The following is a 15,101-nucleotide window of genomic DNA, read 5'->3' on the forward strand; positions in this document are numbered from 1 at the left end:
ACATCACCAGCGTGAGCACGGACACCAGGACCGCACCCACGGCCACGGTCCAGGAAAGCTGTATCGGGGTCAGGTTCATAACGGATCGGCCTCGCTGTGGGAATTGAAGGACAGGTCTGATCATCCGAAAAGCGTGGGACCGGCATTGGGCTCTACGGCCTAACGCCGTTGCACGGTAGAGGTCGCAGCAAGGCTCGGGGACGCTACTGGTGGTGTCGGCACCGGGGTGGGCGGGGTCGTGACGGCAGGTGAGGCGGCGGGCCGGGTGGGAGACCCGGAGCTGGGCGGGGCCGTGCTGGTGGTCGGGGCGGAGGGTGAGGCGGGGGACGGAGCGGCGGGCGGGGCGGACGGTGAGGCTGCGGGCGGGGCGGAGGGTGAGGCGGGGGACGAGGTGGCAGTCCCGGAACCGAGCAGGGTCGTGCCGGAGGACGGGGCGGAGGGTCGGGCAGAGGTCCCGGGGGTCGGCGGGGAACCGTCCGGGGGTGAGGTCCTTCGGCCGGGCGTAGCGCGTGCGGTCGGCGTAGACGGTCCCGCGGCGGGTGGGGTGAAGCGTGAGGATCGCGCCGGGGTGGGCTTGGCCGGGGCCGACCGAACGGCTTCGGGCCCTGGGCCGGTGGGCGTCGCGGACGGTGAGGGGGCGGCCGGTGGGCTCGGGGCGGCCACAGGTTCGGAGACGGGTTCGGAGACGGGTGGGGTGTCGGCGGGCGGGAGGTCCTGGGCGGCCACGTCCGACCTGGGCCCGGCGACTCCGGTCGGCACGTTCCGGACGGTGAGCGGCACGCCGACGAGGACAGCGGTGGCGGTCGCCGCGGCCGCCGCCCAGAGCGTCGCCCGGCGGGGCAGCTGTCCTCGCCCGGCGGTACCGGTGCTGCTCGGGCGGCGCCCCGGCGGCCTCGTCCCCGGGTCTGCCGGCGCGGTCGAGGGCGGGACCGGCTCGGCACCGACGTGGGGCTCTCGCAGGTGCGGGCTCTCGTCGGGGGTGAGCCGCACGACCCGTCCGGCGACGTCCGGTCCACCGGCACCGCGGGGAGCAGGCTCGGCCGGGGTATCCGTGCAGATGCCGCAGGCCGGGTCTCCCCCGGCCGCGAACGCCGAGGGGCCGGCGCCCGGCGGTCGGTTGCCGTCCGCCTCCAGGAGGTCGGCAAGGCGGGGACAGGTGCGGTCGGCGATCAGTGTCACATTGGCGCACAAGTACTCGTTGAACCGGTGGTGGGCGGCCTCGGCTCGCTCGGCGTTCTCGGTGGTCGGGCCGGGCCAGGGCGGTGCGCCCGCGCTCGCGGCCGACTCCAGCACCGCCTGCAGGACTGCCCGACGGCATGCCTTGGGCGCGGCCAGCACGGCCCGCAGGACGGTGGCCTCCCTGTGGGTGTACACGGCCGACGGTTCGACCGGCTGCCGGTCTTCGGGAGGGCCGGGGTCGACCGCCGCCCTCGCGGTCACGACGGGCGGGGCGGGCCGCGCGGACTCCCGGACGGCCGCCCACAGCTCCATGCCGGCCAGGAAGGACACTCCTGCGTCGGAGTGGGGGCTGTCGCCGACGATGGTCCGCCAGGCCTCGGCGGCCACCGCTGTGAACGGCTTCCCGGCACCGTCCGGGCCTGGCGCGGGCCGCTCCGCGCGGGGCGGTGTCGTCGCTCGGCGCCGTACGGGGCGGTCACCGCCCCGGCTGTGGACAGCGGCGTCGACCGGAGCGGATCGGCCGGCCTCGTCACCGGGGGCGGCGGCGGGGGCAGAAGCGAAATCGGGCTCTCCCACGGTTCTCCTTGGGCGTGCGGGTGGTCCGTGTCCGTGGCTCTGTGGCGCGCGTCCGGCTTCGGCCGGACAGCGGCATCTGCGCAGGAAGAGCGCCGGACCGCAGCCCCGGCCCGTGGCTTCGCCGAACCGTTACCTTGCGCGGCCCGCCCGTCGATGACCGGCCCACCGGGTCTCGGACCCGACCGTGGCCACGCGCGCCGCCGAACCGCCCTGCGGCTGCACCGTCTCGCCGCCCCGACCCGCAACGACTCGCGGGTGGGCCGGGGCCCCGACCACAGCGCGGCCGGGCCGGTACGACACCCGCCCGCGGCCGGGCGGTACGGGGGGTGCGCGCCGCAGAACCGGCAACGCGATCCACGAGGGCGTCACCGCAGGGCGGAAGCCGTCCGGGTACAGCGGCGGCTACCGGTCAGATCGTCACCGTGAACCGATGGCCACCGGCAGCCCGCTCCGGGCGCCGGCCGGGGCCATCGGCGGAGGTGGCCGGGTGAAGGGCGCCCCGGCGGTGGCGTCGCGGCCGGGGCGGGCCCGGCGCGCGAGTGGCCGATTCCCGACGATTCTCCACCCGACACGAACAAGTCACACAGAATCAATGGGCAGACTCGTTGATTTGTGTTTACTGTTGTGAAGAAACGGGCTGTCAGGTCATCGCCCTCCCGCCGCAGCGTTGCGGCGAAGTAGGCCTCATTCGTTGATCTTTGATGGTGTATCAGCGGATGAGCAGCACACTCGGCGTCGGACCGGCCCATTGAAGCGCCACCTCGTTCGAGCGGAATCGCACATATCCGCACAAGGAGAAGACGCATGCCTTCCATTCATGTTCTCCCCCGCAGCGCTCCCTCTGCCCTCGTGACCGTCGTCCTGCCCTGCTACAACGAGGAGTCGGTGCTCAGGCAGACGCACTCCCGGCTGACCCGCGCGCTGCGGCCCGGGCTCCGGACGACCTACGAGATCCTCTACGTGGACGACGGAAGTACCGACGGGACGTGGTCCCTGATCGAAGAGTTCGTGGCCGCTTCGGATTCCGTCCGTGGGCTCCGGCTCAGCCGGAACTTCGGCCACCAGGCCGGCTGCCTGGCAGGCCTGCGGGAGGCCGCCGGGGACGCGGTCGTGATCATCGACGCCGACCTCCAGGACCCGCCCGAGCTCATCACAGAGATGGTGGCCCGGTGGTGGGGCGGCTGGTCCGTCGTCTCGGGCCGCCGTACGGAGCGGCAGGGCGAAGGGGCCCTCAAGAAAGCCTCGGCCTTCGCCTACTACCGCGTCCTCAACGCGATCGCAGACCACCCGGTGGCCCTGGACACCGGCGACTTCCGGCTGCTCGACCGGCCGGTGGTCGACCTGCTGACGGAGATGGGCGAGCACGAGCTCTTCCTCCGCGGCGCGATCAGCTGGGCGGGGCTCCCGGAGACCACGGTCGAGTACCGGCGGGATCCGCGTGCCGGCGGCGAGTCGAAGTACACGGTCCGCAAGATGCTCGAACTCTCCCAACGCGGGATCGTCTCCGGCTCGTCCCTGCCGATCAGGGCGACGAGCGCCGTCGGCCTCGCCTCGATGGCGACCGCGGCCGGCCTCGGCCTCGCGGGGCGCGCCCCGGGCGCCGCTCGGTCGGCCTGGTCCGTGGGCCTTCTGGCGGTCGCGATCGGTGTCCTCGGCGAGTACGTGAACGCCACCCTGCGGCACGTGCAGGGCCGCCCGCCCTACGTCGTCAGGGACCGTATCCGCCGCCCACAAGCGGCGGCCGCGCCGCAGGCGCTCCTCTTGGGGGCGACCCGATGACCCCCGCGATCCGGACGCCCACCGCGCCCCGGGTGGAACCGGCGCCCCACCTCCTCCCGACCGAGGCCCCGGTCGACGTGGTGATCGTCGGCGGCGGGTTCACCGGCCTCGCCGCCGCACTGGAACTCGCCTCGAAGGGCTTCGGCGTCCGCGTCCTGGAGGCGGAGAGCGAGGCCGGCGGCCTCGCGGCCTCGTTCGACGTCGGCGGCCGCGCCCTGGAACGCTTCTACCACCACTGGTTCTCCTCCGACACCGACATCCTGGGTCTGTGCGAGGAGTTGGGGATCGCCGACGCGGTGGAGCCGCACCTCACCCGCACCGGCATGTACTACGCCAACACGATCTTCAAACTCTCCAAGCCGGTCGACATCCTGCGCTTCAGCCCGCTGGCGTTCACCGACCGGATCCGCCTCGGCCTGCTGGCCCTGCGCGCCGGACGCGTGCGGAACTGGCGGGAGCTGGAGCACCGCACCGCCGAGGAATGGCTGATCTCGCTGGGCGGTCGCCGGGTCTACGAGGTCGTGTGGCGCCCGCTCCTGGAAGGCAAGTTCGGCCCCTACGCCGGCCAGATCGGTGCCACCTGGATGTGGACCAAGCTGCACCTGCGCGGCGGCAGCCGCACCAAGTCCGGCAGCGAGACCCTGTACTACCTCCGGGGCGGCAGCAAGACGCTGGTGACCGCGCTCGTCGAACGGCTCACCGAGCTCGGCGTGGACCTGCGGACCGACTCGGCCGCGCGGGCCCTGCACATCGACGAGCGCGGCTTGAGCGCCGTGGAGGCCGGCGGACGCCTCCACCCCGCACGCCAGGTGCTGGTGACCACCGCTCCCGAACAGGCGGCACGCCTGCTGGACGGCCCCCACGCGGCGCACCCCGCCGTCCCGGCGCTCAACCGGCAGCTGCGGCAGGTGCGGTACCTGGCCAACGTGTGCCTGGTCCTGGAGAACAACCGCAGGCTCTCCGACACCTACTGGCTGAACGTCAACGACCCCGCGTTCCCCTACGTCGGTGTCATCGAGCACACCAACATGGACGACCCGGCGCGCTACGGCGGCCGTCACGTCGTCTACCTCTCCAAGTACCTGCCGGCCGACGCGGACCTGTACCTCATGAGCGACCACCAGGTCTTCGAGTACAGCCTGCCGTACCTGCGGCAGATGTTCCCCGGCTTCGACCGCAGCTGGGTGCACGCCTACCACGTCTGGCGCGCCGAGTACGCCCAGCCGGTCGTCACCCCGGGCTACACCCGCACCATGCCGCCGCTGCGCACCGAGGTCCCCGGGCTGTACCTCGCGGGCATGGCTCAGGTGTTCCCCGAGGACCGGGGCACCAACTACGCCGTCCGGGGCGGCCGTCAGGCGGCCCGGCTGATGGCCGAGCACCTCGACCGGGCGCGGCGGCAGCGGCCGGACCAGGAGTGGGAGTGGGAGGGGGCCTCGGTCGCCTCCGACACGGAGCAGCACCGGGAAGAGCGCGGAGGGGACCATGACTGATCTGATCACGTTCGACGACTGCCAGAACCTGGGGATCGAGCGGATCCACGAGTTGTACGGCGCGCACGTCAGCCGGAGCCAGGTCGCGCTGATCGGATCCTTCGGATTCGGACGCGACCTGGTGGACCACGCCGAGGGGGCGTGGATCCGGCTCCAGGACGGCCGGAGGATCCTGGACTTCACCGGCGGGGTCGGTGTGCTGAACCACGGGCACAACCACCCCCGGATCCTCGCGGTCCGCGAGCGCTTCCAGCGCGAGCGCCGGATGGAGGTGCACAAGAACTTCTTCTCCCCGTACGTGGCCGCCCTCGGCCACAACCTCGCGGCCCTGCTGCCCGGCGACCTGAACGTGAGCTACTTCCCCAACTCCGGTGCGGAGGCCGTCGAAGGGGCCGTCAAGCTCGCGTACAAGTACCACGCGGGACGCCGCGGGACGATCCTGCACACGGACATCGCCTTCCACGGCAAGCTCCTGGGCGCGGGCAGTCTCACCGCCTCCCCGGAGATCCACTTCCCGTTCCCCGGGATCCCCGGCACCGACTCCTTCGGCTACGGCGACCTCGACTCCTTCGCGGCGGCCCTGGACCGCCACCGGGGATCCGAGGGCGGTTGCGACGTCTACGCCGTGGTCCTGGAGCCGTTCAGTGCCTCCAGCCTGCGCGAGTGCTCCGAGCCGTTCCTGCGTGAGGTGCGCCGGATCTGCACGGAACACGACATCGTGCTGGTCTTCGACGAGGTCTACACCGGCTGGGGAAAGACCGGCGAGCTGTTCCACTTCATGCGCCACCCCGGCCTGGTCCCCGACGTCCTGGCGATGTCCAAGTCCTTCGGCGGGGGGAAGGCCTCGATCTCCGGCTACGTCACCCGGGAACCGGTCTTCCGCAAGGCGTACGACAGCCTCGCCGACGCCACCCTCCACAGCACCACCTACTACGGCTTCGGCGAGGAGAGCGCCACCGCGCTGGAGGCCGTCGCCGTCGCGGTGGACGAGGACTTCCCCGGCCGGGCCGCGCGGATCGGGGACCGGCTGGGCGCGGGGCTGGCCGACCTCGTCACCCGCCACCCCCGGCTGGTGGCCGGGACCCGCGGCCGGGGCGCGCTGCACGGCCTGTTCCTGCGCGGCGGCCCGCGGGTACCCGACCGGATCAGGTCCGTGCTGCCCGGCTCCCTCGCCAAGGATCCCCAGGCCGGGGCCAAACTGCTCACCGCGGCGGTGATCGCCGCCCTCTACCGGGACCACGGCGTGCTGACCTACTACGGCTCCAACCGGGAGATCGCCCTGATCGCCTCTCCCCCGCTGGTGGCGGGCCCGGAGGAGGTGGACACCTTCCTGAGCGCACTCGACCAGGTCCTCGGCCAGGGCGCGACCCAGCTCCTGGCGGGTTTCGTGAAGGAGAAGGTGACTTCCTGATGCGCCTGACACCGTGGAAACCCGCTCGGTCGGCCCCGACGGCGGCGGCGGAGCCATCCATCGCGCCGGCGCGGCCCGGTACCCGGACCGCTACCCGCACCGACGCCCTGACGGCGAGCGGCCTGCCGGCCTTCTGGGCGCACCGGTACGCCTGCCTGCGGGATCCCGCCGCCGCGGCGGCGGCCCAGGACCACGTCAGGCACACCGTCGCCCTTCTCCCGCTGCCCTACCGGCTGGGCTACTCCGTCGTCCTGCGGGCGGTACCCACCCTCGTCCGGTGCGCCGGGGGGCACGACCTGCGGCGGGCGCCCGCCGCCGCCGACCACGCCGCGATGGCCCGCCTCGGCCGCCTGCCCGGTGTCGCGGAGGTGATCCGGGCCAGCACCGCGCTCGCGCTGTACGGCGCTCTGGACGGCGCCCCGCAGCGCAGCGCCGGGGAGGTGGCGACCCGATGAGGGCAGGGCACTCGCCTCTGAACCGGGCCCCGGCCGTCCGGGAGTGCGACATCCTGGTGATCGGCTCGGGTGCGGGCGGCAGCAGCGTCGCCCTGGACCTCGCGGCGGCAGGGCGACGGGTCACCGTGATCGAGGAGGGCCCCCGGGTCACCACGGCCGACCTGGCCGCCGCCACGCCGGCCGAGAACATGCGCCGGCTCTACCGCCAGGGCGGCCTGACCCCGATCTTCGGCCGGCCGACCATCGCCTACGGCGAGGGCCGCTGCGTCGGCGGCACGACCGTGGTCAACGGCGGACTCCTGTGGGATCCCCCGGCAGCGCTGCTGAACCGGTGGGCCGCGGTCAGCGGCACCGACGGCTACCGGGCCACCGACCTCGCACCGCACCTGCGGCGCATCACGGAGCGCCTCGGAGCCGGCCCGCAGCAGCCGGGCGGCGGGAACCGCGACTCGGTCCTCCTCTCCGCGGGCGCCGACCGTCTCGGCTGGCGCTGGCAGTCGGCGAACCGGGCCGTTCACGGGTGCCTCCGGCGCAACCGCTGCACCACCGGATGCACCAGCGGGGCCAAGCAGAGCATGGCCCTCACCTACCTCCCCAGGGCCGAGGAACTCGGTGCCGAGATCGTCCCCGACACCCGGGCGCTGCGGATCCGGCACGACGGCCGGAACGTCCACGGCGTCCTCTGCGTCGACGGCCGCGGCCGTCGGACCCTCCACCGCGCCCGGGCGGTGTTCGTCGCCGCCGGACCGATCGGCACACCGGCCCTGCTGCAGCGCAGCGGGATCCTGCCTGCCGTCGCCGGGCGCGAGCTCGCCCTGCACGTCAACCTCCGGACGGTCGCCCGCTTCGCCGAACCCGTCGACGCCGCCAACGGCACCATCTTCACCGCCCAGGTCCAGGAGTTCAGCGACCGCGGCACGCTCGTGATGCCGTCCAACCTGACCCCTGGGAGCCTCGCCGCCGCTCTCGCGGGCCACGGGCCCGACCTGGTCGAGCGGATCCTCGGGCAGATCGACCGTTCCGCCGTCTACACCACCCAGCTGCGCCTGCGGGGCAGCGCGCGGGTCAGCTCCACCCCCCTGGGCGGCGTCCTCCTGACGCACGCCATGACGCCCGAGGACCACCGCGCGCTGCGCACCGCCTTCCACGACACCGCGCGGCTGCTCCTGGCCGCCGGCGCCGTGGAACTCGTCGCGCCGGTCGCCTCGGCACGGCCCCTGCGCACCATGGCCGAGGTGGAGGACCTCTGCTCCCGGGTCCGACCGGGCGACTGGCAGTTGGTCTCCGTCCACGGGATGGCCTCCTGCCGGATGGGACGCGCCGACCGCGGAGGCGTGTGCGACGACCTCGGCCGCCCGCACGGCTACCGCAACCTGTACGTCAGCGACGCCGCCGTCCTCCCGGGAGTCACCGGTATCAGTCCGCAGGGCACGATCATGGCCTTCGCCCACGAGATCGCGGCCCGCTTCGCCAACACCTGACCCGACGACACCACCGGCCGGGCCGCCGTTCCCGACGTCACGCCGATCCGTGCCGGGCCGCCGCCGTGCGTGCGCTGCCGTGGGCGGGGCACGCACCGCGGCCCTCCCCTCACCTGCCCCCCCTATCGGAGAACCCTCGTGCGCACACTCGCCACCCAGCCGGGACAGGCCCTTCGCCCCGACCGGTCGTTCAGCGCCCCGGCGGTCGTCGCCGCCTGCGTCGGTTTCGTCCTCATCGGAGCCCTGCAGTCGCTGTACGGACCGGCTCTGCCCGCCCTGCGGCAGGAGTTCGGCCTGTCCCCCTCCGGCGCCGGGCTCGCCCTGAGTGCCCACTTCGTCGGCGGTGTCACCGGCGTGCTGGCCTTCGACCGGGCCTTCGGGCGGATCGGCAACCGCGCCCTGCTCGGTGTCTCCTACGCATTGATGGCGCTCGGCAGCGCCGCGTTCGCGCTCGCGCCGACCTGGCCGCTCGCCCTGCCGGCGGCCCTGGTCACCGGCCTCGGCTTCGGCGGCATCGACTACGGCCTCAACCAGCTCTTCGCCACCGGCTTCGGTCGGCGCAGCCCCGCCATGCTCAACATCCTCAACGCGCACTTCGGCATCGGCGCGATCGCCGGCCCCGCCCTGGTCGGCGTCCTCGGTGCCGACCGCTATCCCGCCGTCTTCCTGGCCTTCGCCGTCCTGGCCGCCCTGTTGCTGATCCCGCTGGGCGGAGTCCGTGACCGGGCGCCCGCGGACGCCGGCGCGGGCCCGGACGGCTCCCACCCGGGCGACTCCGACCCGGACGGCAGGTCGGCCGGCGCGGCCCGGCGGACCGTCGCGCTGCTCACCGCCTTCGTCGTGCTCTACGTGCTGCACGTGGCGGTGGAGGCCGGCGTCGGCGGCTGGGAGCCCTCCCACCTGGAAGCCGTCGGCTACAGCACCACGCTGGCCGCCTCGGCGACGTCCGTCTACTGGCTCATGATGACGGTGGGGCGCTTCCTGGTGGCGCCGCTCACCCTGCGCTGGTCGGAGCCGGCCATCATCGCGGTCAGCTGCGCGGGCATGGCGCTGTGCCTGCTCGCCGCCGTACAGCCCGGCCTCGCCCCGTACGCGTACGCGGGCGTCGGGCTGTTCATCGCGCCGATCTTCCCGACCGGGCTGCCGTGGCTCAGGCGGGCGGTACCGGCGGCACGGCGGGCGGGTGCGCTGGTGATCGCCGCTTCCATGGTGGGCGGGGTCGCGGCGGGCCCGGCACTGGGCGGGATCATCGAACTCTTCGACGTACGCGCGGTGCCGCTGGTGCTGTTCGTGCTGGCCACGATCTGTCTGGCGGCGACCGGCCGGCTCGCCCGGGCCACCCGGGGGTCGCGGGGGGCGTCCGGCGGGGAGCCCCGTCGCCGTGCCGCGCGGCTGCCGAAGGCGCGGTCCGACGAGAGTTCCTCGCCGTGAACGGCACGGGGCCGGTGCGCTCGGCGGACGGCCACGGGACGGCAGCGCCGCAGGTTCACCACTCGTCAGGACGAGCACGCCGCCCGGCGTCAGTTCCTCACTCGACCAGGTCACCGCCGGCCGCCGCGCTCTCCCACGCCTCCTGGCGTGAGCACGCCGCAACCCCAAGACGTCCCAACCCGATTGGATTTGCAGGCCCCACGCGCAGTAGGTTCTCCGTTCACCCCCGACACCACGCGCCGACGGCTCGTCGAACCGCCCGACTGGAGTCCAGTGAGCACACCCTTCTGCCCACACTGCGGCGACACCTCCCCGTGCGTTTGTGTCACCACGGCCACCACCGCACGGGCCGCGGCAGCGCTGCCGTTCGATCAGGATTGCATCCGGCCGTACCTGTCCCTCCCCGAGGCCGCGCCGGATGACGGGCCGACCGACACGCGGACATGGGGGATTCAGCGCGCGGTACACGAGAGCGACCTGCCGTCCGGCGCCCAGCCGGTGGGCCCGCCCGCGGTCAGAACCGCGACGACCGACCGCGCGGCCCCACGGCCTCGCACACGGCGTAGGCAGCTTGCTGCTACAGCGGCCGTGGCCGCCGTGGTCGGCTCCGCCGCCATCGTGGTCGCGTACCTGCTCCCCCGAGGCCAGGACGGCCTGGAGACGGCGCTGCCGTCCGCGAACCGGTCCGAGGTAGTTGGTGTCGACGGCGCCCCGGAGACGACGGCCAGGCCGGTCCAGCCGGGCAGCACCGGTCCCCCCGGCCTCAGCCCGAGCCCCAGCCCCAACCGTGTGCAAGAGGCCTCATCAGCCCCCGGGCGCAGGCCTACGGGCGCACCGCCATCAGCCACACCGTCCGTACCCTCCGCGGCCACGGCCCCGTCCGCGGCTGCGAACCCAGTCCCGCCCACGGCTCCGAGATCGGCCCCGTCCACGGCTCCGGCCTCGGCCCCGCCCGCAGCGCCGCTTGCCGCCTCTCCCACGGCTCCCCCCTCGGCCTCGCCCACCGGCCAGCCCCGGAACGGGCCCGGAACGGCACCGCCATCCCCTGCTCCGCCGACCCCCGCCCCCGCCGACCAACCGACACTCCGCCGGAACGACACCGGGCCCGAGGTCGTCGAACTGCAGTACCGGCTCGCGCAGCTCGACCGATGGGACTACCCCCAACGCGGGCGCTACGACCTGCACTTGCAGACCGCTGTCCAACAGTTCCAGGAAACGCACGGTGTGCGGGACGACCCGGCCGGGGTCTACGGCCCGGCCACGCGAAAGGTCCTTGAGGCCACGACGACCGACAGGTGACCGGCGACTCCCGGGTAGGCGTGCGAGCACGGAGGTGACCGACGGGTGGCGCTCGACGACGGCCGACCCTCCACCACGCGGGGCATGCCCGTCACCGCCCACGGCCGCCGCTGCTGCTGACCGCCACCACGGCGTACACGCCGGACGCGGCCTCGCCCGCCACGGATTCCACCCCGAGTTCCTGCCGCTCCCAGCCGTCCAGAAGCGCATCGACGGCCTCCGGGGTGCGGGGATACCACGGCAGGTCGGCCTGTTCCCAGCAGGCCGCCACGCGCGCGGCGCGACCCGGTGCGCCGGCAACCGCCGTCCGGTGGCTGAGCACGAGCACACTGCCGGCGGGCAGTTCCCGGCGCAGCGCCGCGAGCAGGCAGCGGGCCTGCGGGTCGCTCAGCTCGTGCAGAACGTCGCCGAGGACGGCTGCCACCGGTCGCCGCCATTCCAGTCCCGCGTGCTCCCGCAGCTTCGCGAGCAGCGCACCGGGAGTGGCGAGGTCGGCGCGCAGGTGCCGGACCTGGGCGGGCGCCGGCGCGTCGAGCAGCGCCCGGGCGTGGGCCATCACCACCGGGTCGCGGTCCAGGTACACGACCCTCGCACCCGGCCGCGCGGTCAGGACCGAGGTGTGGATCGGGGCGAGTGCGGTGCCGGGCGCGCCGGTCGTCAGACCGCAGCCCAGGTCGAGGAACTGGTCCAGACCGCGTTCGGCCAGGTGCCCGGCGGCGTGGTGGAGGAACTCCCTGCCGCGCCGGGCCCGGACCAGGCAGTGCGCGTCCTCGGACTGCAGACGGTCCAGCAGCATCCGGTCCGCGGCGAGGTGGTCCTTGCCGGCCAGCATCAGGCTCGCCAGTCGGGCGGACGCCGGCCGATCCGGTCGCAGGAGCCACCGGTGCCCCCGGGGATCCGGTGCCGACCATGGCGTGTCGGCCGGGAGGTCGGGCTGGGTGGACCCCTGGGCGTGGACCGCGCCCGGGGTGCCGCACAGGGCTGCGGGCCGGCCCGCGAGCCTCACGGGTTGGACGGTGTGCGGGCGCGGGCCCCGCGGCCGGCTCATGCCTGGTCCGTCGACGAGCCGCGCGCCGGGGCGATCCGCCGTCCCTCCGGACGCTGCCCGCCGGTGTCCTCGAACACGGCGCCGCCGTGGCACAGCAGGTCCCGACCCCGCGCGGAGCGACCGGTGGTGCTCCGGGCGGCGCGGGCGTCCGGTTCCTCGGTTCCGGGGAAGCGAGGCTTGCGGTTTCGGGTCACGGCGTTCTCCCGTACGGATGGGCGGGTGTCCGGTGTGGGGGCGGACATGTCAGCAGAGTGGGGGGAGGGGTAGGGGCCTACGAAGTCGCGCACGTTCCGTCCGGGGTCCCGGTGCCGGTCTACCGGCACTCCGGGCGGGTGGCCTTGCGTTCGAGGGCTTCGCGGGTCGCCGGACCGTAGAGGATCCGGGTTCTTTCCTCGCCGCGGATCCGTGCCTCCTGTTGAAACCTCATCAGGGCGGCTGCGGTGGCGTCGTCGAAGCGTCCTCGGACCAGCGGTGCATCCTGACGTTGGCAGCCGGCCTCGACCAGGAGACGTTGCAGCGCCAGAACGGGTTGTCCCCGGTCGCCTCGCTGCAGTGTTCCGGGCGAAGCCGAGCCTTTCGAGACCGAGGGTGACGGTGAGACGGTGGCGGAGGGTGTGCCGGACACGGAGCCGGCCGAACTCGGTGTCAACGGCACGTCGGTCGTCGGCGCGCCCGTCGGCACGGCGCTTGGCCGGGCGGAGCCGACCGGTTGTGCGGGTGGGCCTGCGGTGGCGCTTTCGTTCGCCGACGGCGTCGGCGGAACGGCGGCCTTTTCGGCGTGCTCGGCCGGTGCGTTCGCCAGTGTCAGACCGACGGCGAGGGTCACCGTTCCCATGCCCGCCGCCCAGGCCGGCGACTTCCTGCGAGTCCGGGCATGCCGCGCGTTTGCGTCGCGCCGGGGGCCCGGCCGTCCGGCGAACGCGGTGGACCGGGCGGCGTCCTCCTGGCCGGCGACGACCGCCCGCGATGGCGCGCCCCCGACCGGCGCCGGGGGCGGGCCCGGAGGATCAACGGGCTTTGCAGCCGTGTGAACCGACACGCGAGGCACGGCGGCCCAGGGGCGGAGCAAGGTTCGTTCCTGCAACGCGGCGACGTCCCAGTGGTGGACGGCCCGAAGATCCGACTGTGCCCGGGTGCAGGGGCCGCAATCGACCAGATGGACCGTCAGTTCCGGGGTAGTGGCCCGGCCGTCTGTGATCGCGTCGGCCAGTCGGACCGCGAGGTGTCGGCACCGGCGCTCCCGCGCGCGGGAATTGTGGATGCGCAGGTACGCGTTCAGCAGTTCCCGCCGCAACCCGACCGCCGGGGCCTGCACGCGGTGACGTGACGGCACACCATCGATCGCGAGTGTCTCCACCAGGCTGTGCCACACCTGCGTCCCGTCATGCCCGGAGAGTTGACGGAGCGCGGGAAGGAGGAGGGACTCGGCCTCGGCTCCGAGGAGGGCGGCAAGGCAGCTGGTGGACGCATCACCACGGCGTTGGTTCAGCCAGTGGACGAAGCCGGGCGACAGCGCGGTGTACCGCCCGCCGTCGGCCCACCGGGCGGCCAGGTGCCGGGCTTCCTGCAGGAGGCACGTGATCCAGGTGATGCCCGGGGATGCGTGGCCGCAGAAGACGTCGAGCGCACGGTTGAAGGTCTCCACCATGAGCACCTGGGCGTCCTGTCCATCCCCGCACAGGACGCGGGCGTAGGCCAGTGTCACGCGGCCGTGCCTGCGCATCAGTTCCTCCGCCGCGTCCCGCCGGGTGTCCTCGTGCGCGAGGAGGTCGCAGAGCGCCGAGTCGGCCAGAGGGGCCGTGGTGGGGGTAGCCATGAGGGTCCTTGGAGAGTCGGTGGTCGGCGAAGCGAGCACGCGCCGGCGGGGATCGCTTCCGGTCCGCTCCCGCACCGCGGTGGGTTCGCGGTAGGGCGGCCGCTCGCCGCCGGCACCCGGGGGCGCGGGCCGGGGCGGAGGCGCCGGGGGTTCGGCCGCCGGGAGCCGGGGCGCCCTCGCCGGCAGGAGCGCCGGGCGCGCACGGCCGGTGACCCGGTTCCACGGCGCCGGGTCGCATGAGCTGGGGCGCATCGCGACTGCTCCACATTCACTCGGTTTCGCCGATAAGGAGTGGGCCGCAGGCAGCGCGACCCGGCGCGTTACCCAATCGTGATCCGGCCAGGAGCCGTGCACCGCCGCCCGGACGCGTTCGGAGCGACGGGCATCACCGGGGCTGCCCCGTCCGCACCCAACGAGCCCCCTGTCCGTACGCGCGGAACCGATTCGAGGGTGGCCGCCTCCGCCGCAACTCCCGCACCGACGGCACGCCTCACGTCACAAGGTGGTCTCGACACGGGACCACCCTTGACCTGGATTCCGAAACAGGGGTGTCATATCCCCACCCCGTTCGAACCTGTTCGTTGCTGGTTCATTACGTTTGATTAGCCGGCCGGTCACGCGCAAGTCGAACCCGATCCGGCATCCGCTCTCCCCACATCGTGGTCCACCACCCTGGACCCCCTGCTACCTGCGCCTCGCCGCGCCCGGATCCGCCCCTCCCCGGCGTCCGCTCGAAGGAGCTCTCGATGTTCCGTTCCACCAGCCGTACCGTCGCTGCTACGGGTCTGCTGCTCGCGCTCGGTCTGACCACTGCGTGTTCGACCGGCCAGGAGTCGACCAAGGCCGCAGACGCCCCGGTCGCCAAGGTCGACGGGAAGATCTCGATCACCTACCTGCAGAAGCAGGGCGACCAGGAGTACTTCGTCGGCGAGGCCGCCGGGGCCAAGGCCAAGGCCGCCGAACTCGGTGTGGACCTGAAGGTCGTGAACCTCGGCAACGACGCCAACAAGACGATCAGCGAGGTCCAGGCCGCGATCGCACAGAAGACCAACGGCGTCGTCATCGTCGTCCCCGACCCCGCCGTCGGACCCCAGGTCGTCCAGGCCGCCAAGGACGCCAAGGTCGCCCTGCTC

Annotated in this window: 11 protein-coding genes; 8 read left to right on the plus strand and 3 right to left on the minus strand. The window is 73.6% G+C overall.

All coding sequences use genetic code 11. From position 1 onward, the window contains the following. Positions 1-2,559: 2,559 nt before the first annotated feature. From PUR61_RS08030 to PUR61_RS45210, 7 genes are all read left to right on the plus strand, one after another. Positions 2,560-3,534, plus strand: a complete 975-nt coding sequence (locus PUR61_RS08030; RefSeq protein ID WP_329877183.1) for a glycosyltransferase family 2 protein — start codon at positions 2,560-2,562, stop codon at positions 3,532-3,534. Beyond that, the gene (locus PUR61_RS08035) at positions 3,531-5,027 is read left to right on the plus strand and encodes an NAD(P)/FAD-dependent oxidoreductase (protein ID WP_329877185.1); all 1,497 of its coding nucleotides are present in this window, start codon (positions 3,531-3,533) and stop codon (positions 5,025-5,027) included. The genes PUR61_RS08030 and PUR61_RS08035 overlap by 4 nt, the downstream gene beginning before the upstream one ends. Beyond that, positions 5,020-6,438, plus strand: coding sequence for an aspartate aminotransferase family protein (locus PUR61_RS08040; protein ID WP_329877187.1), 1,419 nt, complete (start codon positions 5,020-5,022; stop codon positions 6,436-6,438). Before PUR61_RS08035 ends, PUR61_RS08040 begins: the two co-directional genes overlap by 8 nt. After that, the gene (locus PUR61_RS08045; protein ID WP_329877189.1) at positions 6,438-6,893 is read left to right on the plus strand and encodes a hypothetical protein; all 456 of its coding nucleotides are present in this window, start codon (positions 6,438-6,440) and stop codon (positions 6,891-6,893) included. Before PUR61_RS08040 ends, PUR61_RS08045 begins: the two co-directional genes overlap by 1 nt. Further along, complete coding sequence (locus PUR61_RS08050; protein ID WP_329877191.1) at positions 6,890-8,374, plus strand: GMC family oxidoreductase; 1,485 nt, start codon at positions 6,890-6,892, stop codon at positions 8,372-8,374. The genes PUR61_RS08045 and PUR61_RS08050 overlap by 4 nt, the downstream gene beginning before the upstream one ends. Before the next feature lie 138 nt (positions 8,375-8,512). Beyond that, positions 8,513-9,805 carry an MFS transporter gene (locus PUR61_RS08055; RefSeq protein WP_329877193.1) on the plus strand — a complete coding sequence of 431 codons (1,293 nt, stop codon included), beginning with the start codon at positions 8,513-8,515 and terminating at the stop codon, positions 9,803-9,805. Positions 9,806-10,594: 789 nt separating this feature from the next. Further along, positions 10,595-11,104, plus strand: coding sequence for a peptidoglycan-binding domain-containing protein (locus PUR61_RS45210; protein WP_443035135.1), 510 nt, complete (start codon positions 10,595-10,597; stop codon positions 11,102-11,104). Between the two features lie 91 nt (positions 11,105-11,195). Here the strand turns inward: PUR61_RS45210 and PUR61_RS08060 are convergent, their stop codons facing one another. From PUR61_RS08060 to PUR61_RS08070, 3 genes are all read right to left on the minus strand, one after another. Further along, positions 11,196-12,152, minus strand: coding sequence for an SAM-dependent methyltransferase (locus PUR61_RS08060; RefSeq protein ID WP_329877195.1), 957 nt, complete (start codon positions 12,150-12,152; stop codon positions 11,196-11,198). Further along, positions 12,149-12,346: a DUF5999 family protein gene (locus PUR61_RS08065; protein WP_329877197.1), complete on the minus strand. Its 198-nt coding sequence runs from the start codon at positions 12,344-12,346 to the stop codon at positions 12,149-12,151. Before PUR61_RS08065 ends, PUR61_RS08060 begins: the two co-directional genes overlap by 4 nt. Positions 12,347-12,465: 119 nt before the next feature. Continuing rightward, positions 12,466-13,968, minus strand: coding sequence for a peptidoglycan-binding protein (locus PUR61_RS08070; protein ID WP_329877199.1), 1,503 nt, complete (start codon positions 13,966-13,968; stop codon positions 12,466-12,468). A 746-nt stretch (positions 13,969-14,714) separates the two neighbouring features. Between PUR61_RS08070 and PUR61_RS08075 the strand changes: the two genes are divergently transcribed. Beyond that, positions 14,715-15,101: substrate-binding domain-containing protein (locus PUR61_RS08075; protein WP_329877201.1), on the plus strand; the 387-nt coding region annotated here is incomplete at its 3' end.

The sequence above is a fragment of the Streptomyces sp. BE20 genome (assembly GCF_036322525.1).
In the GTDB taxonomy this organism is placed as follows: Bacteria; Actinomycetota; Actinomycetes; order Streptomycetales; family Streptomycetaceae; genus Kitasatospora.

Coding starts and splice junctions, on each gene's coding strand:
- PUR61_RS08035 (WP_329877185.1), top strand. CDS start 3,531: ATGACCCCCGCGATCCGGACGCCCACCGCGCCCCGGGTGGAACCGGCG.
- PUR61_RS08050 (WP_329877191.1), top strand. CDS start 6,890: ATGAGGGCAGGGCACTCGCCTCTGAACCGGGCCCCGGCCGTCCGGGAG.
- PUR61_RS08030 (WP_329877183.1), top strand. CDS start 2,560: ATGCCTTCCATTCATGTTCTCCCCCGCAGCGCTCCCTCTGCCCTCGTG.
- PUR61_RS08045 (WP_329877189.1), top strand. CDS start 6,438: ATGCGCCTGACACCGTGGAAACCCGCTCGGTCGGCCCCGACGGCGGCG.
- PUR61_RS08070 (WP_329877199.1), bottom strand. CDS start 13,968: ATGGCTACCCCCACCACGGCCCCTCTGGCCGACTCGGCGCTCTGCGAC.
- PUR61_RS08040 (WP_329877187.1), top strand. CDS start 5,020: ATGACTGATCTGATCACGTTCGACGACTGCCAGAACCTGGGGATCGAG.
- PUR61_RS08060 (WP_329877195.1), bottom strand. CDS start 12,152: ATGAGCCGGCCGCGGGGCCCGCGCCCGCACACCGTCCAACCCGTGAGG.